This window comes from Citrobacter sp. KTE151, assembly GCF_000398845.1.
Taxonomy (GTDB): Bacteria; Pseudomonadota; Gammaproteobacteria; order Enterobacterales; family Enterobacteriaceae; genus Citrobacter; species Citrobacter braakii.
This window is the reverse complement of the sequence record NZ_KB976068.1, coordinates 1-21,361: the sequence shown is the minus strand read 5'-3', so window position 1 is coordinate 21,361 and position 21,361 is coordinate 1. Positions and strand designations below refer to the sequence as shown.

At 50.7% G+C, this 21,361-nt stretch carries 19 protein-coding genes, 1 rRNA gene and 1 pseudogene; 11 read left to right on the top strand and 10 right to left on the bottom strand.

Annotation, left to right across the window (positions count from 1 at the left end; genetic code table 11):
* Positions 1 to 16 precede the first annotated feature (16 nt).
* The 3 genes from WC7_RS01555 (at position 17) to ompL (ending at position 3,626) form a co-directional block, all read left to right on the top strand.
* Positions 17 to 1,399: an MFS transporter gene (locus WC7_RS01555; RefSeq protein ID WP_016155166.1), complete on the top strand. Its 1,383-nt coding sequence runs from the start codon at positions 17 to 19 to the stop codon at positions 1,397 to 1,399.
* 46 nt (positions 1,400 to 1,445) lie between these two features.
* Positions 1,446 to 2,867 carry an MFS transporter gene (locus WC7_RS01560; RefSeq protein WP_016155165.1) on the top strand — a complete coding sequence of 474 codons (1,422 nt, stop codon included), beginning with the start codon at positions 1,446 to 1,448 and terminating at the stop codon, positions 2,865 to 2,867.
* A gap of 66 nt (positions 2,868 to 2,933) precedes the next feature.
* Positions 2,934 to 3,626, top strand: coding sequence for a porin OmpL (gene ompL, locus WC7_RS01565; protein ID WP_016155164.1), 693 nt, complete (start codon positions 2,934 to 2,936; stop codon positions 3,624 to 3,626).
* A gap of 69 nt (positions 3,627 to 3,695) precedes the next feature.
* On the opposite strand, the gene typA is transcribed toward ompL, so the two are convergent.
* Positions 3,696 to 5,519 carry a ribosome-dependent GTPase TypA gene (typA, locus tag WC7_RS01570; protein ID WP_008786988.1) on the bottom strand — a complete coding sequence of 608 codons (1,824 nt, stop codon included), beginning with the start codon at positions 5,517 to 5,519 and terminating at the stop codon, positions 3,696 to 3,698.
* Positions 5,520 to 5,899: 380 nt separating this feature from the next.
* On the opposite strand from typA, the gene glnA reads away from it, so the two are divergent.
* From glnA to WC7_RS26885, 4 genes are all read left to right on the top strand, one after another.
* Positions 5,900 to 7,309, top strand: coding sequence for a glutamate--ammonia ligase (gene glnA, locus WC7_RS01575; RefSeq protein ID WP_003028638.1), 1,410 nt, complete (start codon positions 5,900 to 5,902; stop codon positions 7,307 to 7,309).
* A 203-nt stretch (positions 7,310 to 7,512) separates the two neighbouring features.
* Entirely contained in the window at positions 7,513 to 8,562 is a 1,050-nt protein-coding gene (glnL, locus tag WC7_RS01580; RefSeq protein WP_016155163.1) for a nitrogen regulation protein NR(II), read from the top strand.
* An 11-nt stretch (positions 8,563 to 8,573) separates the two neighbouring features.
* A complete protein-coding gene (gene glnG / locus WC7_RS01585; RefSeq protein WP_016155162.1) occupies positions 8,574 to 9,983 on the top strand; it encodes a nitrogen regulation protein NR(I) in 1,410 nt (469 codons plus the stop codon).
* A gap of 112 nt (positions 9,984 to 10,095) precedes the next feature.
* On the top strand, positions 10,096 to 10,206 hold the full coding sequence (locus WC7_RS26885) for a YshB family small membrane protein (protein ID WP_003028631.1): 111 nt from the start codon (positions 10,096 to 10,098) through the stop codon (positions 10,204 to 10,206).
* A gap of 87 nt (positions 10,207 to 10,293) precedes the next feature.
* Here the strand turns inward: WC7_RS26885 and hemN are convergent, their stop codons facing one another.
* From hemN to WC7_RS26190, 3 genes and pseudogenes are all read right to left on the bottom strand, one after another.
* Positions 10,294 to 11,667, bottom strand: a complete 1,374-nt coding sequence (gene hemN, locus WC7_RS01590; protein ID WP_016155160.1) for an oxygen-independent coproporphyrinogen III oxidase — start codon at positions 11,665 to 11,667, stop codon at positions 10,294 to 10,296.
* A gap of 188 nt (positions 11,668 to 11,855) precedes the next feature.
* Positions 11,856 to 12,365 carry a Der GTPase-activating protein YihI gene (gene yihI / locus WC7_RS01595; protein WP_019077947.1) on the bottom strand — a complete coding sequence of 170 codons (510 nt, stop codon included), beginning with the start codon at positions 12,363 to 12,365 and terminating at the stop codon, positions 11,856 to 11,858.
* Positions 12,366 to 12,470: 105 nt separating this feature from the next.
* Positions 12,471 to 12,719: pseudogene (locus tag WC7_RS26190) on the bottom strand (hypothetical protein).
* A 209-nt stretch (positions 12,720 to 12,928) separates the two neighbouring features.
* On the opposite strand from WC7_RS26190, the gene yihA reads away from it, so the two are divergent.
* Positions 12,929 to 13,561, top strand: a complete 633-nt coding sequence (gene yihA, locus WC7_RS01600) for a ribosome biogenesis GTP-binding protein YihA/YsxC (protein ID WP_005121851.1) — start codon at positions 12,929 to 12,931, stop codon at positions 13,559 to 13,561.
* Between the two features lie 333 nt (positions 13,562 to 13,894).
* Here the strand turns inward: yihA and polA are convergent, their stop codons facing one another.
* Together polA and WC7_RS27225 are read right to left on the bottom strand one after the other, a co-directional pair.
* Complete coding sequence (gene polA / locus WC7_RS01605; RefSeq protein WP_016155158.1) at positions 13,895 to 16,681, bottom strand: DNA polymerase I; 2,787 nt, start codon at positions 16,679 to 16,681, stop codon at positions 13,895 to 13,897.
* Between the two features lie 215 nt (positions 16,682 to 16,896).
* Positions 16,897 to 17,232, bottom strand: coding sequence for a hypothetical protein (locus tag WC7_RS27225; protein WP_019077950.1), 336 nt, complete (start codon positions 17,230 to 17,232; stop codon positions 16,897 to 16,899).
* Here WC7_RS27225 and WC7_RS01610 point away from each other — a divergent pair.
* Positions 17,117 to 17,986: an acyltransferase gene (locus WC7_RS01610; RefSeq protein ID WP_231390995.1), complete on the top strand. Its 870-nt coding sequence runs from the start codon at positions 17,117 to 17,119 to the stop codon at positions 17,984 to 17,986. The two genes, WC7_RS27225 and WC7_RS01610, sit on opposite strands and share 116 nt — an antisense overlap.
* Positions 17,987 to 17,999: 13 nt before the next feature.
* Here the strand turns inward: WC7_RS01610 and dsbA are convergent, their stop codons facing one another.
* From dsbA to WC7_RS01625, 3 genes are all read right to left on the bottom strand, one after another.
* Positions 18,000 to 18,623, bottom strand: a complete 624-nt coding sequence (gene dsbA, locus WC7_RS01615; RefSeq protein WP_016155156.1) for a thiol:disulfide interchange protein DsbA — start codon at positions 18,621 to 18,623, stop codon at positions 18,000 to 18,002.
* A gap of 16 nt (positions 18,624 to 18,639) precedes the next feature.
* Positions 18,640 to 19,626, bottom strand: coding sequence for a serine/threonine protein kinase (locus tag WC7_RS01620; RefSeq protein ID WP_016155155.1), 987 nt, complete (start codon positions 19,624 to 19,626; stop codon positions 18,640 to 18,642).
* 76 nt (positions 19,627 to 19,702) lie between these two features.
* On the bottom strand, positions 19,703 to 19,972 hold the full coding sequence (locus WC7_RS01625) for a YihD family protein (RefSeq protein ID WP_003028616.1): 270 nt from the start codon (positions 19,970 to 19,972) through the stop codon (positions 19,703 to 19,705).
* A 69-nt stretch (positions 19,973 to 20,041) separates the two neighbouring features.
* Here WC7_RS01625 and mobA point away from each other — a divergent pair, with 69 nt between their 5' ends.
* Both mobA and mobB read left to right on the top strand, forming a co-directional pair.
* A complete protein-coding gene (gene mobA, locus WC7_RS01630) occupies positions 20,042 to 20,626 on the top strand; it encodes a molybdenum cofactor guanylyltransferase MobA (RefSeq protein WP_016155154.1) in 585 nt (194 codons plus the stop codon).
* Positions 20,608 to 21,126, top strand: a complete 519-nt coding sequence (gene mobB / locus WC7_RS01635; protein WP_029139699.1) for a molybdopterin-guanine dinucleotide biosynthesis protein MobB — start codon at positions 20,608 to 20,610, stop codon at positions 21,124 to 21,126. The genes mobA and mobB overlap by 19 nt, the downstream gene beginning before the upstream one ends.
* Positions 21,127 to 21,247: 121 nt before the next feature.
* On the opposite strand, the gene rrf is transcribed toward mobB, so the two are convergent.
* Positions 21,248 to 21,361: ribosomal RNA gene (gene rrf, locus WC7_RS01640) — 5S ribosomal RNA — on the bottom strand; the annotation flags it as partial.

Below are 21,361 nucleotides of genomic sequence, written 5' to 3'. Positions count from 1 at the left end.
CACATGGAGAATAATAATGAGTCAGACTTCCTCTAATCCGGCAACCCTACGCTTGCCGTTCAAAGAAAAACTCGCCTATGGGATGGGTGATTTAGGCTCCAATATCCTGCTGGATATTGGTACGCTCTATTTACTCAAGTTTTATACCGATGTCCTTGGTTTACCAGGAACTTATGGCGGTATCATTTTCCTCATCGCCAAGTTTTTTACCGCGTTTACCGATATGGGCACCGGGATTATGCTTGATTCCCGCCGCAAAATCGGCCCGAAGGGAAAATTCCGTCCGTTCGTTCTTTATGCCGCATTTCCGGTTACCTTGCTGGCGATTGCAAACTTTGTCGGTACACCGTTTGAAGTAACCGGTAAAACGGTCATGGCAACGGTGCTGTTTATGCTGTACGGATTGTTTTTCAGCATGATGAACTGCTCTTATGGTGCGATGGTTCCCGCGATTACGAAAAATCCTGACGAACGCGCGTCGCTTGCCGCCTGGCGGCAAGGTGGCGCAACCCTTGGTCTGTTGCTGTGTACCGTCGGCTTTGTTCCCGTAATGAACCTGATCGAAGGCAACTCGCAGCTGGGTTATATCTTCGCCGCCACGTTGTTTTCTCTGTTTGGCCTGCTGTTTATGTGGCTCTGCTATGCCGGGGTAAAAGAACGTTACGTGGAAGTGAAACCCGTTGATGCCGCGCAAAAACCGGGATTGCTGCAATCCTTTCGCGCCATCGCCGGTAACCGCCCGCTGTTTATTCTGTGCATTGCCAACCTTTGCACGCTTGGCGCGTTTAACGTCAAGCTGGCGATTCAGGTCTACTACACCCAGTACGTTCTTAATGACCCGATCCTCCTTTCCTGGATGGGCTTTTTTAGCATGGGTTGTATCTTCATCGGCGTCTTCTTGATGCCTGGCATGGTCAGACGTTTCGGCAAGAAAAAAGTCTACATCGGCGGTTTGCTGATTTGGGTGGCGGGCGATCTGCTTAACTACTTCTTTGGCGGCGGCTCCGTCAGTTTTGTCGCGTTCTCTTGTCTGGCGTTCTTCGGCTCGGCATTCGTCAACAGCCTGAACTGGGCGCTGGTCTCCGATACCGTGGAATATGGCGAATGGCGTACCGGCGTACGCTCTGAAGGTACGGTATACACCGGTTTCACCTTCTTCCGTAAAGTTTCACAAGCGCTGGCAGGATTCTTCCCTGGATGGATGCTGACGCAAATCGGCTACGTCCCCAATGTGGTGCAATCTGCAAGTACGGTCGAAGGATTGCGTCAGTTGATCTTTATTTATCCTTGCGCCTTGGCGGTGATCACCATTGTAGCTATGGGCTGTTTCTACAACCTTAACGAGAAGATGTATGTCCGCATCGTTGAAGAGATAGAAGCGCGTAAACAACCCGTTTGATAATAATAATGAATAGCGCTCTACGGGGCGCTATTGAGGAGCGATTATGTCTTTTCATGATCCGCTAACGCTAAAACTGAGCCTGCGTGAAAAATTCGCCTACGGAGTGGGTGACTTCGGCTCAAATTTGATGCTGTGTATCGGCACGCTGTATCTGCTTAAATTTTATACCGATGAACTAGGGATGCCGGCGTATTACGGTGGGATTATCTTTTTGGTGGCGAAGTTCTTCACCGCTTTCACTGATATGTTGACCGGTGTGTTGCTGGACTCAAGGCGTAATATTGGCGCAAAAGGGAAATTCAGGCCCTTTATTTTGTATGCATCATTTCCTGTTGCTGTCGTTGCCAGCGCGCAGTTTTTAGCGACAGATTTTACGCTAACGGTGAAAACCGGGCTAGCGACAGTGTTGTTTATGCTGTTCGGGCTGTTCTATAGCCTGATGAACTGCTCCTACGGCGCGATGGTGCCCGCGATCACGAAAAACCCGCATGAACGAGCTCAGCTCGCCGCCTGGCGTCAGGGCGGCGCTACCGTAGGCCTATTACTGTGTACTGTTGGCTTTATGCCTATTCAGGCGCTATTTGTTAGTTCACCTTCGCTGGGTTATCTGATTGCCGCACTGATCTTCTCCGTCTGCGGACTGTTCAGCATGTGGTGGTGCTTTAGCGGTGTGAAGGAACGCTATATCGAAATCGTGCCGGATCACCATAAGCCCAGCATTCTCAAGTCGTTCTGCGCCATTTTCCGTAACCCTCCACTGCTGGTGCTGTGTGTCGCCAATCTGTGCACGTTGGCGGCATTCAACATCAAGCTGGCGATCCAGGTGTATTACACCCAGTACGTGCTCAACGATATTCATCTGCTGTCGTGGATGGGTTTCTTCAGCATGGGATGCATTCTGGTTGGGGTACTGCTGGTTCCCACAGCTGTAAAACGCTTCGGTAAAAAGCAGGTTTACCTCGGTGGCCTGGCGCTATGGGCTATCGGTGATGTGCTGAACTTTTTCTGGGGCAGTACGTCATTTTTATTCGTCACGTTCTCTTGCATGGCCTTCTTCGGAACCGCTTTTGTTAACAGTCTAAACTGGGCACTGGTTCCGGATACGGTCGATTATGGCGAATGGAAAACGGGGATCCGTGCGGAAGGTTCGGTGTATACGGGTTATACCTTTTCTCGCAAAATTTCTGCTGCGCTCGCAGGCTTCCTGCCGGGCATCATGCTGACGCAAATCGGTTATATCCCCAATATAGTCCAGAGCGATGCCACACTGCTCGGTTTGCGTCAGCTTATTTTCCTCTGGCCTTGCGGACTTGCAATTATTGCAGCACTCACGATGGGCTTCTTTTATAAGCTCAACGAAACTCGTTTTGCTTTTATTATTGAGGAAATCAGCCAACGGAAGAAAAACAACATCCAACCGGACCCTATTACTAATAAAAAGAACACCTCTGCTGTAAACGTATAAAAATAATTGCCGCCTATTCCATCCCAATGGATGGCGGCCTCCCTACGCGTAAAAAATGGATTTATCATGAAAAAATTAACGACAATAATTCTCTTATCCTCTGTGGTATCAACCTCTGCTTTCGCTGGAGCCTATGTAGAAAACCGCGAAGCATATAACCTGGCATCCGATCAAATGGAAGTCATGCTGCGCGTTGGCTATAACTCCGATATGGGCGCAGGTATCATGCTCACGAATACCTACACTATGCAACGCAAGGATGAGTTAAAACACGGCTATAACGAAATAGAGGGTTGGTACCCGTTATTTAAACCAACAGATAAATTAACAATCCAGCCTGGAGGGTTAATAAACGATAAGAGTATTGGCTCAGGCGGTGCTGTTTATCTGGATGTTAACTATAAATTTACACCGTGGTTTAATCTTACCGTGCGTAATCGATATAACCATAATAACTACAGTTCAACCGACCTAAACGGTGAGCTGGATAATAATGATACCTATGAAATAGGCAACTACTGGAACTTTACCATTACCGATAAATTTTCCTATACCTTTGAACCGCACTATTTTATACGAGTCAATGACTTCAATAGCAGCAATGGAAAAGATCATCACTGGGAAATTACCAATACCTTTAAGTATCGTATCAATGAACACTGGTTACCCTACCTTGAATTACGCTGGTTAGATCGCAATGTTGAACCCTATCATCGCGAACAAAACCAGATTCGTGTTGGGGCAAAGTATTTCTTCTAATTCTCCTGATGATAAAAAAAGCCGCTGATAATCAGCGGCTTTTTATGCTTACCTGAGAAAGAGCGTTAATTACTCTTCTTTCGCGCCACGCATTGCACGGCGACGATCGTTTTCAGTCAGGTGACGCTTACGGATACGGATAGAGGTTGGGGTAACTTCTACCAGTTCGTCGTCATCGATGAATTCCAGAGCCTGCTCCAGAGTCATCTTAACCGGCGGAACCAGAACCGTTGCTTCGTCAGTACCGGACGCACGCATGTTGGTCAGTTTCTTACCGGTCAGGCAGTTTACAGTCAGGTCGTTAGAGCGGCTGTGAATACCGATGATCTGGCCTTCGTAAACTTCAGCACCGTGACCCAGGAACAGCTTACCGCGGTCCTGCAGGCTGAACAGTGCGAACGCAACTGCTTTACCCTGGCCATTGGAGATCAGTACGCCGTTCTGACGCTGACCCACATCACCCGCACGAACATCGTCGTAGTGGCTGAAGGTGGAGTACAGCAGACCGGTACCGGAAGTCATGGTCATGAATTCTGAACGGAAGCCGATCAGACCACGGCTTGGGATCACGTAGTCAAGACGTACGCGGCCTTTGCCATCTGGATTCATGTTTTTCAGGTCGCCTTTACGCTCACCCAGAGCCTGCATGACAGAACCCTGATGCTGCTCTTCTACGTCCAGCGTTACGTTTTCGAACGGCTCTTGTTTACGGCCGTCGATTTCGCGGAAGATTACTTTCGGACGGGAAACCGCCATTTCGAAACCTTCACGACGCATGTTCTCGATCAGAACAGACAGGTGCAGCTCACCACGACCGGATACACGGAACGCATCCGCATCTTCGGTTTCTTCAACGCGCAACGCAACGTTGTGCACCAGCTCTTTGTTCAGGCGGTCAAGGATCTGACGAGAGGTAACATACTTACCTTCTTTACCACAGAACGGGGAGGTGTTTACGCAGAAGAACATGGTTACGGTCGGTTCATCAACGGACAGAGCCGGCAGCGCTTCGACGTTCTGCGGGTCGCAGATGGTGTCGGAGATGTTCAGTTCGCCCAAACCGGTGATCGCGATGATATCGCCTGCTTCGGCAATATCACTCTCGATACGTTCCAGACCCAGATGGGTCAGAACTTTACCGACTTTACCGTTACGGGTTTTGCCTTCGCTATCAATGATAGTGATCTGCTGGTTCGGTTTAACTTTACCGCGTTTGATACGGCCGATGCCGATTACGCCAACGTAGTTGTTGTAGTCCAGCTGAGAGATTTGCATCTGCAGCGGGCCATCAAGGTCTACGCTTGGAGCCGGAACACGATCAACGATGGTCTGATACAGCGGAGTCATGTCTTCAGCCATATCTTCGTGATCCAGACCTGCGATACCGTTCAGCGCGGAAGCGTAAACGATCGGGAAGTCCAGTTGCTCGTCGGTAGCGTCGAGGTTAACGAACAGGTCAAATACCTGATCAACAACCCAGTCAGGACGCGCGCCAGGGCGGTCAACTTTGTTGATAACAACAATTGGCTTCAGGCCATGGGCAAAGGCTTTTTTGGTCACGAAGCGCGTCTGCGGCATCGGACCATCCATTGCATCCACCACCAGCAGCACGGAGTCGACCATGGACATTACACGTTCAACTTCACCACCGAAGTCGGCGTGCCCTGGGGTATCAACGATGTTGATACGGTAGTCATTCCATTTGATAGCGGTGTTTTTAGCGAGGATGGTAATCCCACGCTCTTTCTCCAAATCGTTGGAGTCCATCACGCGCTCTTGGGTTTCAGCACGTGCATCGAACGTACCGGATTGTTGGAGCAGCTTGTCTACCAGGGTCGTTTTACCATGGTCTACGTGCGCGATGATGGCGATGTTACGCAAATTTTCGATCACAACTTTGCCTCAGGCATTTTAGAAATAGCGCATTATTGTACACGGATTAATCGCAGTACAAAACAGGATCACAAACATCCTCCGCAAACAAGTATTGCAGAGTTTCTTTGTGATCACATTCACGGAGCGTTAAAAGGGGTAATCTGACATGCTTTGCACCAATATGGTGCTTAATGTTCACATTAAAGCACTATAATGGTGCAATACAACCTTCATGGTGCAGCCCCTTTGCACGATAGTGCGCATGATAACGCCTTTTAGGGGCAATTTAAAAGTTGGCACAGATTTCGCTTTATATTTTTTACGGCGACACGGCCAATTTTTTGCAGAATTGAAGACTTCGTTACCACGACGACCATGACCAATCCGGGAGAGTAAGTATGTCCGCTGAACACGTTTTGACGATGCTGAACGAACACGAAGTGAAGTTTGTTGATTTACGCTTCACTGATACCAAAGGTAAAGAACAGCACGTCACTATTCCTGCTCATCAGGTAAATGCCGAATTCTTTGAAGAAGGCAAAATGTTTGACGGCTCCTCAATCGGTGGCTGGAAAGGCATTAACGAATCAGACATGGTTCTGATGCCAGATGCGTCTACTGCACTCATCGACCCGTTCTATGAAGAGTCCACCCTGATCATCCGTTGCGATATCCTGGAACCAGGTACGCTGCAGGGCTACGACCGCGACCCGCGCTCCATCGCTAAACGCGCTGAAGAGTATCTGCGTTCTACCGGCATCGCAGACACCGTTCTGTTCGGGCCTGAGCCAGAGTTCTTCCTGTTTGACGACATCCGTTTCGGCGCGTCCATTTCCGGTTCCCACGTGGCTATCGATGACATCGAAGGCGCATGGAACTCCTCCACCAAATACGAAGGTGGTAACAAAGGTCACCGTCCTGGCGTGAAAGGCGGTTACTTCCCGGTTCCTCCGGTAGATTCTTCTCAGGACATCCGTTCTACCATGTGTCTGATCATGGAAGAAATGGGCCTGGTTGTTGAAGCGCATCACCACGAAGTGGCGACCGCAGGTCAGAACGAAATCGCGACCCGCTTTAACACCATGACCAAAAAAGCGGACGAAATTCAGATCTACAAATATGTGGTTCACAACGTCGCTCACCGTTTCGGTAAAACCGCGACCTTTATGCCAAAACCTATGTTTGGCGATAACGGTTCCGGTATGCACTGCCACATGTCTCTGTCCAAGAACGGCGTAAACCTGTTCTCTGGCGACAAATATGCGGGTCTGTCTGAGCAGGCGCTGTTCTACATCGGCGGCGTAATCAAACACGCTAAAGCGATCAACGCCCTGGCTAACCCAACCACCAACTCTTACAAGCGTCTGGTCCCAGGCTACGAAGCGCCGGTAATGCTGGCTTACTCTGCCCGTAACCGTTCTGCTTCTATCCGTATTCCGGTAGTGGCTTCTCCGAAAGCGCGTCGTATCGAAGTGCGTTTCCCGGACCCGGCTGCTAACCCGTACCTGTGCTTCGCAGCACTGCTGATGGCGGGTCTTGACGGTATTAAGAACAAGATCCACCCGGGCGAAGCCATGGATAAAAACCTGTACGACCTGCCGCCGGAAGAAGCGAAAGAGATCCCACAGGTTGCTGGTTCTCTGGAAGAAGCACTGAAAGAACTGGATCTGGACCGCGAGTTCCTGACTGCAGGCGGCGTGTTCACCAATGAAGCGATCGATGCGTACATTACGCTGCGTCGCGAAGAAGATGACCGCGTGCGTATGACTCCGCACCCGGTAGAGTTTGAGCTGTACTACAGCGTTTAATTAGTACCAATACTCCGTAGATTTCTTGTTGCGACCCGCGCGGCTGTAGCAAGAAAAATATAGAGTCTTTAAGTTGCCGTGGAACTTTTAGCCCATCCCAGGATGGGCTTTTTTCTCCACTAACAACCTGCTTCCTCGCGCTTTTTTGATGTAAAAGGCTATAATGCACTAAATTGGTGCAACACTTTTCAGGAGACTGCTGAATGGCAACCGGCACGCTGCCCGATGCTGGGCAGATCCTCAATTCTTTAATCAACAGCATCTTACTCGTCGACGATGAGCTGGCGGTACATTACGCCAACCCGGCGGCACAACAGCTGCTCGCCCAAAGCTCCCGCAAACTGTTTGGTACCCCACTTCCCGATCTGTTGAGTTATTTCTCCTTAAACATCGGGCTGATGCGAGAGAGCCTGGAAGCAGGCCAGGGCTTTACAGATAACGAAGTGACGCTGGTGATAGATAGCCACTCACACATCCTCTCTGTGACCGCTCAGAGGCTGCCTGATGGCCTTATCCTGCTGGAGATGGCGCCAATGGATAACCAGCGCCGTCTGAGCCAGGAACAGCTCCAGCACGCCCAGCAGATTGCTGCCCGCGATCTGGTGCGCGGCCTGGCGCACGAAATTAAAAACCCGCTGGGTGGATTACGCGGCGCGGCGCAACTACTCAGTAAAGCGCTTCCGGACCCGGCGCTGACCGAATATACCAAAGTCATTATTGAGCAGGCCGACCGCCTGCGTAATCTGGTCGACCGTCTGCTGGGACCACAACAGCCGGGAATGCACGTCACGGAAAGTATTCACAAAGTGGCGGAGCGCGTGGTGGCGCTGGTCTCGATGGAGCTGCCGGAAAACGTCACGCTGATTCGTGATTACGACCCGAGTCTGCCTGAATTACTGCACGACCCGGACCAGATCGAGCAGGTTTTGCTGAACATCGTGCGCAATGCTTTGCAGGCGCTGGGACCGGAAGGCGGCGAGATTATTCTGCGTACCCGCACCGCGTTTCAGCTCACGCTGCACGGTATGCGTTATCGTCTGGCGGCGCGGATTGATGTTGAGGATAACGGCCCGGGAATTCCCTCGCATTTGCAGGACACGCTGTTCTACCCAATGGTCAGCGGTCGCGAAGGCGGTACCGGCCTTGGATTATCTATCGCCCGTAATTTGATTGATCAACATTCCGGCAAAATTGAATTTACCAGTTGGCCGGGTCATACCGAGTTCTCGGTTTACCTGCCTATCAGGAAATAAAGGTGACGTTTATGCAACGAGGAATAGTCTGGGTAGTTGATGACGATAGTTCCATCCGTTGGGTGCTTGAACGTGCGCTCGCAGGGGCAGGACTAAGCTGCACTACATTTGAGAGTGGTAAAGAGGTACTGGACGCGCTGGCCAGCAAAACGCCGGACGTACTACTGTCGGATATCCGCATGCCGGGCATGGACGGCCTGACGCTGTTAAAACAGATCAAACAGCGGCATCCGATGCTTCCGGTCATCATAATGACCGCACACTCCGATCTGGATGCTGCCGTCAGCGCCTACCAGCAAGGGGCGTTTGATTATCTGCCCAAACCTTTTGATATTGATGAAGCCGTGGCGCTGGTCGAACGCGCCATCAGCCATTATCAGGAACAGCAGCAGCCGCGTAATGTTCAGATCAACGGCCCAACAACCGACATCATCGGCGAAGCACCGGCAATGCAAGACGTCTTTCGCATTATTGGTCGCCTGTCCCGTTCTTCAATCAGCGTATTGATTAACGGAGAGTCCGGGACCGGTAAAGAGCTGGTCGCCCATGCGTTGCACCGTCATAGCCCGCGCGTCAAAGCACCGTTTATCGCGCTGAACATGGCTGCTATTCCGAAAGATTTGATCGAGTCTGAGCTGTTTGGCCATGAAAAAGGGGCGTTTACCGGGGCGAATACGATTCGTCAGGGGCGCTTTGAACAGGCAGACGGCGGCACGCTGTTCCTCGATGAAATTGGCGATATGCCGCTGGACGTACAGACACGTTTATTGCGCGTATTAGCCGATGGACAGTTTTACCGCGTTGGCGGTTATGCGCCTGTGAAGGTGGACGTACGTATTATCGCCGCCACGCACCAGAACCTGGAACTGCGGGTGCAGGAAGGCAAATTCCGTGAGGACTTATTCCATCGCCTGAACGTCATCCGGGTGCATCTGCCGCCACTGCGCGAACGTCGGGAAGATATCCCACGCCTGGCGCGTCATTTCCTGCAGGAGGCCGCCCGCGAACTGGGAGTAGAAGCCAAGCAATTACACACTGAAACAGAGGCGGCGCTCACCCGTCTGTCATGGCCGGGAAACGTGCGTCAGCTTGAGAATACCTGTCGCTGGTTAACCGTAATGGCCGCCGGACAGGAAGTACTCATTCAGGACTTACCGACCGAACTGTTTGAAACCACCGTGCCTGACGCACCGTCCCATATGCAGCCAGACAGCTGGGCAACCCTGTTGGCACAGTGGGCGGATCGGGCATTACGTTCCGGTCATCAAAACCTGCTTTCAGAGGCTCAACCGGAGATGGAGCGCACGCTGTTGACCACCGCGCTACGCCATACCCAGGGGCATAAACAGGAAGCGGCACGGCTGCTCGGTTGGGGCCGTAATACCTTGACGCGAAAGTTAAAAGAACTCGGAATGGAGTGACGATCGGTCACTGTGTAAAGATTGATAATTGAGCGCAAATTGCTGCTATTTTGCGCTTTACTGTTCCGATGAGTTAAGTATGATCGTGCCCGGCAAACGGGGGGAAGTCATCATGCTGGAATCAATGATAAATCTGCTATCGAGCGGTGCGGTTGAAAGCCATACGCCACAAACTGCGGTTGCCGCCGTGCTGTGTGCGGCGCTGGTTGGGCTGTTCAGCTAGCGGGTTTGTCGGGTGGCGCTTCGCTTACCCGACCTACGTATTGAGATTTCGTAGGCCCGGTAAGCGAAGCGCCACCGGGCAACCCGGCTAAATAACGCGCGAGAACTGCTGCAAACGCGCTTTCTGGCGCAGATATGCATCGAAGCACATGCAAATATTACGAATCAGCAGACGCCCCTTCGACGTAACCTGAATCCCCTTCTCATCCACATCCACCAGCCCATCTTTCGCCAGCGGCGCCAGCAGTTTCAGGTCTTCGGCAAAATAGTCAGCGAAGTTCAGATCCCATTGTTGTTCCACGGCGGCATAGTCGAGGCGGAAATTGCAGATCAGGAGCTTAATAACATCCCGACGAATGCAGTCGTCGCGGGTCAGGGCAATTCCGCGCCACAGCGCATTCCCCTGCTCGTCTACCTGCTGGTAATAGTGCTTCAGCTCTTTCTGATTCTGCGCGTAGTTGTCGCCAATCATACTGATGGCCGATACGCCCATCCCCAGCAGATCGGTATCCCCCTGGGTGGTATAGCCCTGGAAATTGCGATGCAAAACGCCCTCGCGTTGAGCAATGGCCAGTTCGTCATCCGGGCGGGCAAAGTGATCCATGCCAATGAACTGATAGCCAGTTTCGGTCAGTGAAGAGATGGTCTCCTGCAGGATATCCAGCTTCTGCTGCGCGCTGGGCAGGTCGGCATCTTTAATCTTGCGCTGGGCAGCAAACAGCGTCGGCAGGTGCGCGTAGTTAAAGACGCTCAGACGGTCTGGATTCAGCTCAGCCACGCGTTTCAGGGTAAAGGCGAAGCTCTCTGGCGTCTGTTTTGGCAGACCATAAATCAGATCGATATTCGTTGAGGTAAAGCCAATCTCCCGCGCATGATTCAGCAGCGCAAAGATAAACTCCTCATCCTGCTCACGGTTCACCAGGCGCTGAACTTCTTTGTTGAAGTCCTGCACTCCCATGCTCAAACGGTTAAAACCTTCAGCGCGTAAATGATCAAGGACATCCAGCTCGATTTCACGCGGATCCACTTCGATCGAGATTTCGGCGTCGTCGTTAAAGTTGAAATTGCCACGCAGCAGTGACATCAAACGGCTGATTTGCGCTTTATTCAGATACGTTGGCGTGCCGCCGCCCCAGTGCAGCTGGCTGACATGGCGTCCGGCAAACAGCGGTGCGCGATGGATAATTTCTTGTTCCAGGGCATCGAGATATTGATCTGCTTTATGCTGCTGGCGAGTCACAATCTTGTTGCAGCCACAGAAGTAGCACAGTTTGTGGCAGAACGGGATGTGAACGTACAGCGAGAGCGGACGCTCAGGATAACGCGCCACGGCCTTTAGAAATGCTTCTGTGCCGTAGTCTTCAGAAAACTCCAGCGCGGTCGGGTACGAGGTATATCGTGGCCCGGAATAGTTATATTTCTGGATCAGGGCCAGGTCCCAGTCTATTAACTGCTCTGACATGCTCACTCCTTCCGATGGCGTCTCTGGCGGGTACGGCGTACCGGCTTAACCCCAGTGCGGGTGATAAGCCGGTTGCGCAGCCACTTCTGTCGCCGCGACAACCGCTGTAGTTTAACGAATAACCACACCAGATAACATATAACCGGAAGGGTTATAAGCAGGACGGGAAGACCCACGGTGTAAAACCGTTAGTTGCCGCCTTTCAGCAGACGCATCATGTCTTCCTGCTTTTCTTCCTCTTCCTCTTCTTCCTCGTCATCGTAAGAAAGACCCAGCTTTTGCATCAGCTCATCGATGCGGTCCAGCTTGGCATCAACCCAGGTCTGATCTTCCGCGCTCAGGGTTTCTCCTGCTTCAAGACGCTCCAGCAGCGCATCCAGGCGCTCATCCGTTTCCAGTAAATCCAACTCAGCCTGTGGTGATAGCATAGGTTTCTCACTCTTCGGTTTGTGCTGTTTGGTGACTTTTTCGGTCACGCCCAATGGAATGGGGTTTTTGCTGCCAATACGAGGATCTTTTTGCTTATTTTGGTTTCCGCCACCAGATGCGCCTTCGCTACCGGACGCACGGCTACCCGCCGCATGACCACGGTGTTTTTTCTGGCGCTTACGGTCGCGAGCTTCCTGATTAATTTCTTCGCGTGTTTTACGACGCGCTTTTGCAGGACCTTTACCGCGTGGTGTAGAAGTTGGTTTCATCATGATTCGTCTTTGGCTGTTTTATTCAGTATATAATTGCGCCGGAATCTAGCAGAAATAAAGAAAAAAGGCGACAGAGTAATCTGTCGCCTTTTTTCCTGCCTCTCAACCCTTACGGGCTCTACAATCCTTGTTGGCTATCAACACACCCTGTTTTTCCCTTAGCCTGAAACATTCCGTGTTGTTTCCATTTCCTTTTACTAACGTCTCCGGACGTTTGTCTCCCTGACAATCCTGTGTCTTCGCCTCCTGGCGCTCCTGACCCTCATCCTGAGTCGACTATCCTGTCAGCTTCCTCGCTATGGGCGCTACTTTACCGCTTTGGTTTAAACGTACAAGTAACCTGGGTAACAATTTCGGACTTTAAGAATAGTGCCTTATCTTAACTATATGATTTATTTTAGTTACGTCATTTTTTACTCTGTCATCTCGTATAGAAACTATCGGCAATGTCTCACAAAGTGCGAGGTTTTTACTTACATAGCCTACGCGTCGAAAAACCAGCCTTTTGCTGGGGTTCAGGTATAATCGCTGCAAAGCCCTGATTGATGGAGAGGACTGCTTTGACTAACTTGAATTATCAACAGACGCACTTTGTGATGAGTGCGCCTGATATTCGCCACTTACCTTCCGATACCGGTATCGAAGTGGCTTTTGCTGGCCGTTCCAACGCAGGCAAATCCAGTGCGCTAAATACCCTGACGAATCAAAAGAGTCTGGCGCGTACATCTAAAACGCCGGGTCGTACTCAGCTCATCAACTTGTTTGAAGTCGTTGACGGCAAACGCCTGGTCGATTTGCCAGGATACGGTTATGCCGAAGTTCCGGAAGAGATGAAGCGCAAATGGCAGCGCGCGCTGGCTGAATATCTGGAAAAACGTCAGAGCCTGCAAGGTCTGGTGGTACTGATGGATATTCGTCACCCGCTAAAAGACCTCGACCAGCAGATGATCCTGTGGGCGGTTGAGAGCAACGTTCAGGTTCTGGTACTGCTGACTAAAGCAGACAAGCTGGCCAGCGGTGCGCGCAAAGCCCAGTTGAATATGGTACGTGAAGCCGTACTGGCATTTAACGGTGATGTACAGGTAGAAGCATTTTCATCACTGAAAAAACTGGGCGTGGACAAACTTCGGCAGAAGCTGGATAGCTGGTTTAGTGAACTGGCGCCGATTGAAGAGATGCAGGACGGGGAGTAACCCACCGATATGCCGGATAGCGCCGCTGCGCGTCTTATCCGGCCTACAGCCTGTACGAAACTTTTCTTTCGCACAATAAAAAACGCCCCAGTCATTACTGACTGGGGCGGCTAAAATATTCAGCCAAATCCGATTACGTGAAGTAAAAGGTCTGAAAGATAGAACATCTTACCTCTGTACCCTACGTGAATAACTTTACTCTTTTTTGAGCAGCTCAGAAAGCACTTTTTGTAATTTTTTTTCATTCCTTACATAGGGAATTCTAATGGACATCACAAAAAGTTCTATCTTATGTTGCTTAGTTACGAAAAAGGGGCGTTATTCAGTAAACCCTTAGTGCGCCTGATCCCAGTTTTCGCCACTACCGACTTCCACCAGCAACGGCACATCAATCTGGGTCTCATTTTCCATCAGTTGATGGATCTTTTTAGAGACGCTTTCGAGGTCATCTTTATGCACTTCAAACACCAGTTCATCGTGTACCTGCATGATCATGCGCACACGTGGTTGCTCGGTTTGCAGCCATCCGTCCACCGCAATCATGGCTCGTTTGATAATGTCTGCGGCAGTACCCTGCATCGGGGCGTTAATTGCCGCGCGCTCTGCACCAGCGCGACGAGCGCCATTACTGGATTTAATATCCGGTAAATAGAGACGACGCCCTTCCAGCGTTTCGACATAACCTTGCTCTTTTGCCTGTGCACGGGTGCGTTCCATATATTCCAGCACGCCAGGGTAGCGTTCGAAGTAGAGGTCCATGTACTTCTGTGCTTCTTTACGCGGAATATTCAACTGGCGCGCCAAACCAAAGGCACTCATCCCGTAGATCAAACCGAAGTTGATGGCTTTCGCGCTGCGGCGTTGTTCACCAGTCACGGAATCCAGCGGTAAGCCAAAGACTTCCGCAGCCGTTGCGCGGTGAATATCTTTCCCTTCGGCAAAGGCGGTAAGCAGACCTTTATCACGCGAGAGATGCGCCATGATACGCAGCTCAATCTGTGAGTAGTCTGCGGAGACAATCACGTAGTCTTCTGGCGCAATAAACGCCTGACGAATACGACGACCTTCGTCATTACGTACCGGGATGTTCTGCAGGTTTGGATCCGTAGATGATAAGCGCCCGGTAGCGGTCACCGCCTGGTGATAGGAGGTGTGAACGCGCCCGGTTTTCTTGTTAATCATCAACGGAAGCTTATCCGTATAGGTCGACTTCAGTTTTGCTAAGCCGCGATATTCCAGGATCACTTTCGGCAATGGGTAATCGAGCGCGAGCTCTTCCAGTACCTCTTCCGACGTTGATGGCGCGCCGCCAGGGGTTTTCTTCAGCGGCTTAATACCCTGCTTTTCAAACAGGATAGTTTGCAGTTGCTTGGTGGAAGAGAGGTTAAACGCTTCTCCGGCGATCTCGTGCGCTTTTTGCTCCAGCTCGTTCAAACGCAGCGTCAGCTCTTCTGAATGTTTGTGCAGAACAGCCGGATCGATTTTCACACCATTGCGCTCAACGCGAGACAAAACAGGAACCAGCGGCATATCTATATTTTCAAAGACGTTCAGCGGTCCTTTATGCTGCTGCAATTCTGGCCACATTTTGAGATGGAGCTGTAGCGTAACGTCGGCGTCTTCCGCAGCATAACGTCCGGCTTCTTCCAGCGCTATCTGGTTAAAAGTCAGCTGGTTTTTGCCCTTTCCGGCGATCTCTTCAAAGGTGATGGTTTTATGTTTCAGCCAGCGGTCCGACAGGCTGTCCATATCGTGTCGGCCAGCGACACTGTTAAGAATGTAGGATTCGAGCATGGTGTCAAAGGTGATTCCACGCAGTTCGATGCCATAGTTCGCCAGGATACCGCGATCGTACTTCAGGTTTTGCCCGACTTTATGCGCGTTCTCATCTTCCAGCAGCGGCTTCAGCAATGCCAGCGCGCGGTCGCGAGCGATCTGATCGGGGGCGTCCAGGTAATCGTGGGCAACAGGAACATATGCAGCCACACCCGGTTCAATGGCAAAAGACAGGCCAACCAGATTCGCGGAGATGTTGTCCAGGCTGTCAGTTTCAGTATCGAAGGCAAAGACAGGCGCTTTTTTCAGCTTCGCAATCCACTCTTCCAGCGTCGCTTCATCCAGAATTGTCACATAGTTATCATACGAGAGAACCGTGGCCGGCCCCTCAGGCGTTTCATCGACGGCGATAGTTTCCTGTGGTTTTGCCGCCGGCTTCGTTCCTTTCGCCTGTAGCCATTTACCCGCTTCAACGTCAGTAACCCAACGCTTGAATTCATACTGTTTAAACAGGCCAAGTAGTTCATCCGCTGCCGGCTGACGTACTTCCAACTGCTCGCAGGTCAACTCCAGTTCAACATCCGTTTTAATGGTAGCTAATTGATAAGAGAGGTACGCTACCTCTTTATTCTGCTCAAGCTTGCCCGCCATAGTTTTCGCACCACGGAAAGTCAGCCCCGCGATTTTGTCTGATTCAGCATAGAGGGTATCCAGCCCCCCCAGCCCCTGCAGCAGAGCCTGCGCGGTTTTTTCACCTACGCCAGGAACGCCTGGGATGTTATCTGAGGAATCCCCCATCAGCGCCAGGAAATCGATGATCAGTTCTGGTGGAACACCATATTTATTCACCACTTCATCCGGGCCGAGGATCGTATTGGTCATGGTGTTGATCAGGGTGATATTCGGCGTCACCAATTGAGCCATATCTTTATCACCGGTACTAATCAGCACCGGACGACCCACCTTCTCTGCTTCCCGCGCCAGCGTACCGATGACATCGTCTGCTTCCACGCCCGAAACGGCCAGCAGTGGCAACCCCATCGCTTTTACCATCGCATGCAGAGGCTCAATCTGCGCACGCAGATCGTCCGGCATGGGTGGGCGGTGTGACTTGTAGTGTTCGAATAATTCATCACGGAAGGTTTTACCCTTAGCGTCGAATACCACCGCAGCATGGGTCGGCTGATATTGCAGAATCAAGCTACGCAGCATGTTGAGGACACCATACATCGCGCCAGTAGGTTCTCCTGCACTGTTAGTCAGCGGCGGGAACGCATGGTATGCGCGATACAGGTAAGAGGAGCCATCTACAAGGATAAGTGGGTTTTCTGGGATCTGAACCATAATGTCCGTGCCTGTTTATCAGATTATGGGTAAAGGATGCCACAGACAGGATGAAAACATGAGTTTTTCGCCGCATTTGTCGAAAAACTTTTGTAGATCTTCTGCTTTGCTCGCAAAGAAGACTGTGGATAACTTTGTGAATAAATAATTTTCAGCTCTTTAAATATAGCAATGAAATTAACACGTCATTTTATTTATATATATATTTCAGAAGCTTAAATAAATGCGTAGCATTTTATTCCATTTATACAGCTTATATCCTGATGTGGATAGATATTCCCTTTTTTTCTATTCAGGGAAGATCCATCATTTGGTTCGTTTTCTGATAAAATCAGCCCCTTGCGCCTCTTTAGCGCACTATCTATGGCTAACCTTTTGAATAATTTAATTATGACGAGAATACTCGCTGCGATAACGCTGTTGCTGAGTATCGTATTGACCATATTGGTCACGATTTTTTGTTCTGTGCCGATCATCCTTGCCGGAGTTGTAAAACTCCTTTTGCCCGTTCCCGTTGTCTGGCGCAAGGTTTCTGTCTTCTGTAATTTCATGATGTACTGCTGGTGTGAAGGTCTGGCGCTACTGCTACACCTCAATCCGCGACTGAAGTGGGATGTCGAGGGACTGGAAGGTCTTAGCAAGAAAAACTGGTATCTGCTCATTTGTAACCATTACAGCTGGGCTGACATCGTTGTGCTTTGCGTTCTGTTCCGTAAGCACATCCCAATGAATAAATATTTCCTCAAGCAACAACTGGCCTGGGTGCCCTTTATTGGCCTGGCCTGCTGGGCGCTGGATATGCCGTTTATGAAACGCTATTCGCGAGGCTACCTGCTCCGTCATCCAGAACGGCGCGGTAAAGATGTCGAAACAACGCGTCGTTCCTGCGAGAAGTTTCGCGTACACCCGACAACTATTGTGAATTTTGTCGAAGGTTCACGCTTTACCAAAGAGAAATGTGAGCAAACCCGCTCTCCTTATCAAAACTTGCTCCCTCCAAAGGCGGCCGGTATTGCGATGGCATTGAACGTACTGGGGTCGCAGTTCGATAAAATGTTGAACGTCACGTTGTGCTATCCGGAAAATAGCAGCCGACCGTTCTACGATATGCTGAGCGGTAAGCTAACGCGTATTGTCGTGCGGGTAAGTCTGGAGCCAATTCATGAAGAGTTACACGGTGATTACGTGAACGATAAGGGATTCAAGCGTCGGTTTCAGCTGTGGCTTAATACGCTGTGGAGTGAGAAAGACGCGCAGCTCGACGCGATTAAAGCCTCAAATGAAAAAGCCGGTCAGCACAAGTGACCGGCTTTTGCTTTTACTTCTGACCAACCAGATACTTCACGGTATCCGCATACTGTTGTACAAAGATATCCATGCTGCTGGTATCCATGCCCTGCGGATTTACCTGATATTTGCCATTCACGAACATTGCCGGAACGCCCTGCAGCTGTAAATCAGCCGCCGCTTTTTCCTGCTGCGCCACGAGTGATTTCACCACGAAGCTGTTCCATGCCGCATCATAGTCTTCACCTTTAATACCCGCGTCGACAAACACTTTACGGATATCAGCTACAGACTGAACGGTCTGGGTTTTCTGAACACCTTCAAACAACGGAACGGTTACTTGATCTTCAACGCCCAGCGCCATAGCAACGGCCCAAGCTTGCGTCAGATCTTTGCCCAACGGCCCCAGAAACTCGACGTGGTACTTAGTCATCTTGGTGCCTTCCGGCAGTTTTTTCTTCACGTTATCAGATACGTGAAGAACTTCTTCAAACTGATAGCAGTGCGGGCAGTAGAAGGAGAAGAACTCCAACACTTGCGGTTCACCCGCAACAGGCTTTTCCAGAGTGATGTATTGTTTGCCATCCTGGAACTGCGCTGCAGATGCGCTAAAAGCTAAAACCATACCAGCCAGCGCCAGCCATAATTTTTTCATGTTCAAATTTCTCCGATTAATACATTGGCGTTAATTGTAAGGGGGGCTCTTGCAGAATTTTTGCCTGCTCAATAAAGGTCGCGGTCTGACGATGCCAGTAATCTTCCCCGGTTAACCACGGGAAGTTTTTTGGAAACGCAGGGTCAGCCCAACGTCGAATTAGCCAAGCAAGATAATAAACTAAACGCATAGCGCGTAAAGGTTCTATCAGTCCGATTTCAGAGGTGTCGAACTCACTAAACTCTTCATAAGCCTCGATAATGGTTTCAAGCTGCATGCGTTGCTCAGCTTTATCGCCATTGAGGAGCATCCATAAATCCTGAACAGCCGGGCCATTGCGGGCATCATCTAAATCGACAAACATCGGACCATCGCGCCACAGAATATTACCGGCATGACAATCACCGTGCAGACGTAACGTGGTAAAACGTGCATGCCAGCGTTCGGTAACGACCGCGATAAGCGCATCCGTTGCCTTCAGGAAAGCCGCTTTTTGCCCTGATGGGATCAACTGTGCGTGTTCAAAAAGCTTACGCGGCTCAGTCAGGTATTCTTCAAGGCCAATCGTCGGGCGAAAGGCAAAAGTACGCTTGCATCCGGTCTGATGCATACGCCCCAGATAGCGCCCCACCGCCTCCATCTGATCGATATTGTCGGCCTCAAACTGCCGCCCGCCGACGCTGGGGAAGATCGCATAATGGAAACCCTGATGGCTTAACAGCGTTTGGCCGCTTAGTACCAGCGGTGCAGCTACCGGGACTTCATCGCTTACCAATTCCAGAGCAAACTGGTGCTCTTCCTGGATCTGCTCGACAGACCAACGTTCAGGGCGATAAAACTTAACGACAAAGCGTCGACGGTCTTCGTCCTGGAATTGATAGACACGGTTTTCATAGCTGTTAAGCGGAGTAAGCCCGGAGTCCACCCGGATCCCCTGCTCAAACAGTGCATCCATGATGGTATCCGGGTGTAGCGTCTGGAAATTAAAAGCGTTGTCGTTCATCCCATCATCCGGAAAATACTACGAATGATTCAGGATATCATTTCGCAGCGCTTTCGGTGGTGGCGATTACAAGCTTTTACTCTTTAATTACGCCACGTGCGCGGAGTAGTGCGGTTTTAAAATCTTCTTCATAATCTTTCTGAATACCTGGGATGACGGCGTCTTTCGCCGAGTCACGCATTTTCAGGTGATAGATCAGAATGTCATCAGTTAAATCTGCCAGTTCGCCGTCAAAACCTGACTCTTGCGCCAGTTTCTGTAAAAATTGCATCAGGTTAAGATCGGGTTCCTTCTGCCAGGCCGGCTGGAGGAGTTCAATAACTTCATTCAGACGTTTACATTTCATGGTTGTGCTCCTTAGGCTCAATACAGATACGTTAGCAGGGTCAATCCCACATTAAAAGAGGCGATATCAGTGATTCTGGATAGTGCAATAACAGGGGTTGTGCTGGCAGGCGGTAAGGCCAGACGGATGGGCGGAACCGATAAAGGTCTACTTGAGCTGGACGGTAAACCTCTTTGGCGGCATGTGGCCGATACCCTCGCTTTACAGGTCGAAACCGTGGTGGTTAATGCCAATCGCCACCGGGATATTTACCAACAAAGCGGCCTGAAAGTTATCCCTGATTCATTGGCCGATTTCCCTGGCCCACTGGCCGGGATGCTATCGGTATTCCTGCAGCAAGCGGGGGAGTGGTTTCTGTTCTGCCCGTGCGATATGCCTTATATTCCTCACGATCTGGTCAAACGTTTGAAGGAGGAGCGCAAAGCTGCACCGGTTGTCTGGGTGCATGATGGGGAAAGAGATCATCCGACCATTGCGCTAATGCACCGCACCATGCAACCCTTGCTACAAGATTATCTTCAGTCCGGTGAAAGACGCGTTATGGTCTTTATGCGCCAGGCTGGCGGTCATGCTGTCGATTTCAGCGATCATAAAGATGCGTTCGTGAACGTGAACACCCCTGAAGAACTTGCAAAATGGCAGGACAAATCATGATCCCATTACTCGCTATAGCAGCATGGAGTGGAACGGGAAAAACTACGCTGCTTAAAAAATTGATCCCGGAGCTACGTGCCAGAGGCATTCGTCCCGGATTGATTAAGCATACTCATCACAATATGGATGTTGATAAGCCCGGCAAAGATAGCTATGAGCTACGCAAAGCCGGTGCAGCACAAACCCTGGTCGCCAGCCAGCAGCGCTGGGCATTAATGGTAGAGACCCCTGAAGAGCCCGAACTGGATTTAGCGTACCTGGTAAGCAGGATGGATGCTTCTACACTGGATATGGTGTTGGTTGAGGGCTTTAAGCATGAACCTGTTGCTAAGATCGTTCTTTTTCGCGACGGTTGCGGGCACAGTCCAGAGGACCTGGCGTTAGACAACTATGTTATCGCGGTTGCCAGTGATATTCCGCTTGCGGTGGATGTTCCATTGTTAGATATCAACGATATACAGCAAGTTGCCGATTTTGTTACGCAATGGATAAGAAGATAGTTGCTGTGTCGTGATACGCTTTTGTAGGCCGGATCAGGCGGGAGGTCACCTCCGGCAGTTTTCACTCCCTGCAGACGCAAAAAAGCCCATCCGGCAGGATGGGCTTCTTCACTTATTTGATGCCTGGCAGTTCCCTACTCTCGCATGGGGAGACCCCACACTACCATCGGCGCTACGGCGTTTCACTTCTGAGTTCGGCATGGGGTCAGGTGGGACCACCGCGCTACAGCCGCCA

Coding starts and splice junctions, on each gene's coding strand:
- WC7_RS01555 (WP_016155166.1), top strand. CDS start 17: ATGAGTCAGACTTCCTCTAATCCGGCAACCCTACGCTTGCCGTTCAAA.
- WC7_RS01560 (WP_016155165.1), top strand. CDS start 1,446: ATGTCTTTTCATGATCCGCTAACGCTAAAACTGAGCCTGCGTGAAAAA.
- ompL (WP_016155164.1), top strand. CDS start 2,934: ATGAAAAAATTAACGACAATAATTCTCTTATCCTCTGTGGTATCAACC.
- glnA (WP_003028638.1), top strand. CDS start 5,900: ATGTCCGCTGAACACGTTTTGACGATGCTGAACGAACACGAAGTGAAG.
- glnL (WP_016155163.1), top strand. CDS start 7,513: ATGGCAACCGGCACGCTGCCCGATGCTGGGCAGATCCTCAATTCTTTA.
- glnG (WP_016155162.1), top strand. CDS start 8,574: ATGCAACGAGGAATAGTCTGGGTAGTTGATGACGATAGTTCCATCCGT.
- WC7_RS26885 (WP_003028631.1), top strand. CDS start 10,096: ATGCTGGAATCAATGATAAATCTGCTATCGAGCGGTGCGGTTGAAAGC.
- hemN (WP_016155160.1), bottom strand. CDS start 11,667: ATGTCAGAGCAGTTAATAGACTGGGACCTGGCCCTGATCCAGAAATAT.
- yihI (WP_019077947.1), bottom strand. CDS start 12,365: ATGAAACCAACTTCTACACCACGCGGTAAAGGTCCTGCAAAAGCGCGT.
- polA (WP_016155158.1), bottom strand. CDS start 16,681: ATGGTTCAGATCCCAGAAAACCCACTTATCCTTGTAGATGGCTCCTCT.
- WC7_RS27225 (WP_019077950.1), bottom strand. CDS start 17,232: ATGAAATTACAGAAGACAGAAACCTTGCGCCAGACAACGGGAACGGGC.
- dsbA (WP_016155156.1), bottom strand. CDS start 18,623: ATGAAAAAATTATGGCTGGCGCTGGCTGGTATGGTTTTAGCTTTTAGC.
- WC7_RS01620 (WP_016155155.1), bottom strand. CDS start 19,626: ATGAACGACAACGCTTTTAATTTCCAGACGCTACACCCGGATACCATC.
- WC7_RS01625 (WP_003028616.1), bottom strand. CDS start 19,972: ATGAAATGTAAACGTCTGAATGAAGTTATTGAACTCCTCCAGCCGGCC.
- mobB (WP_029139699.1), top strand. CDS start 20,608: ATGGCAGGACAAATCATGATCCCATTACTCGCTATAGCAGCATGGAGT.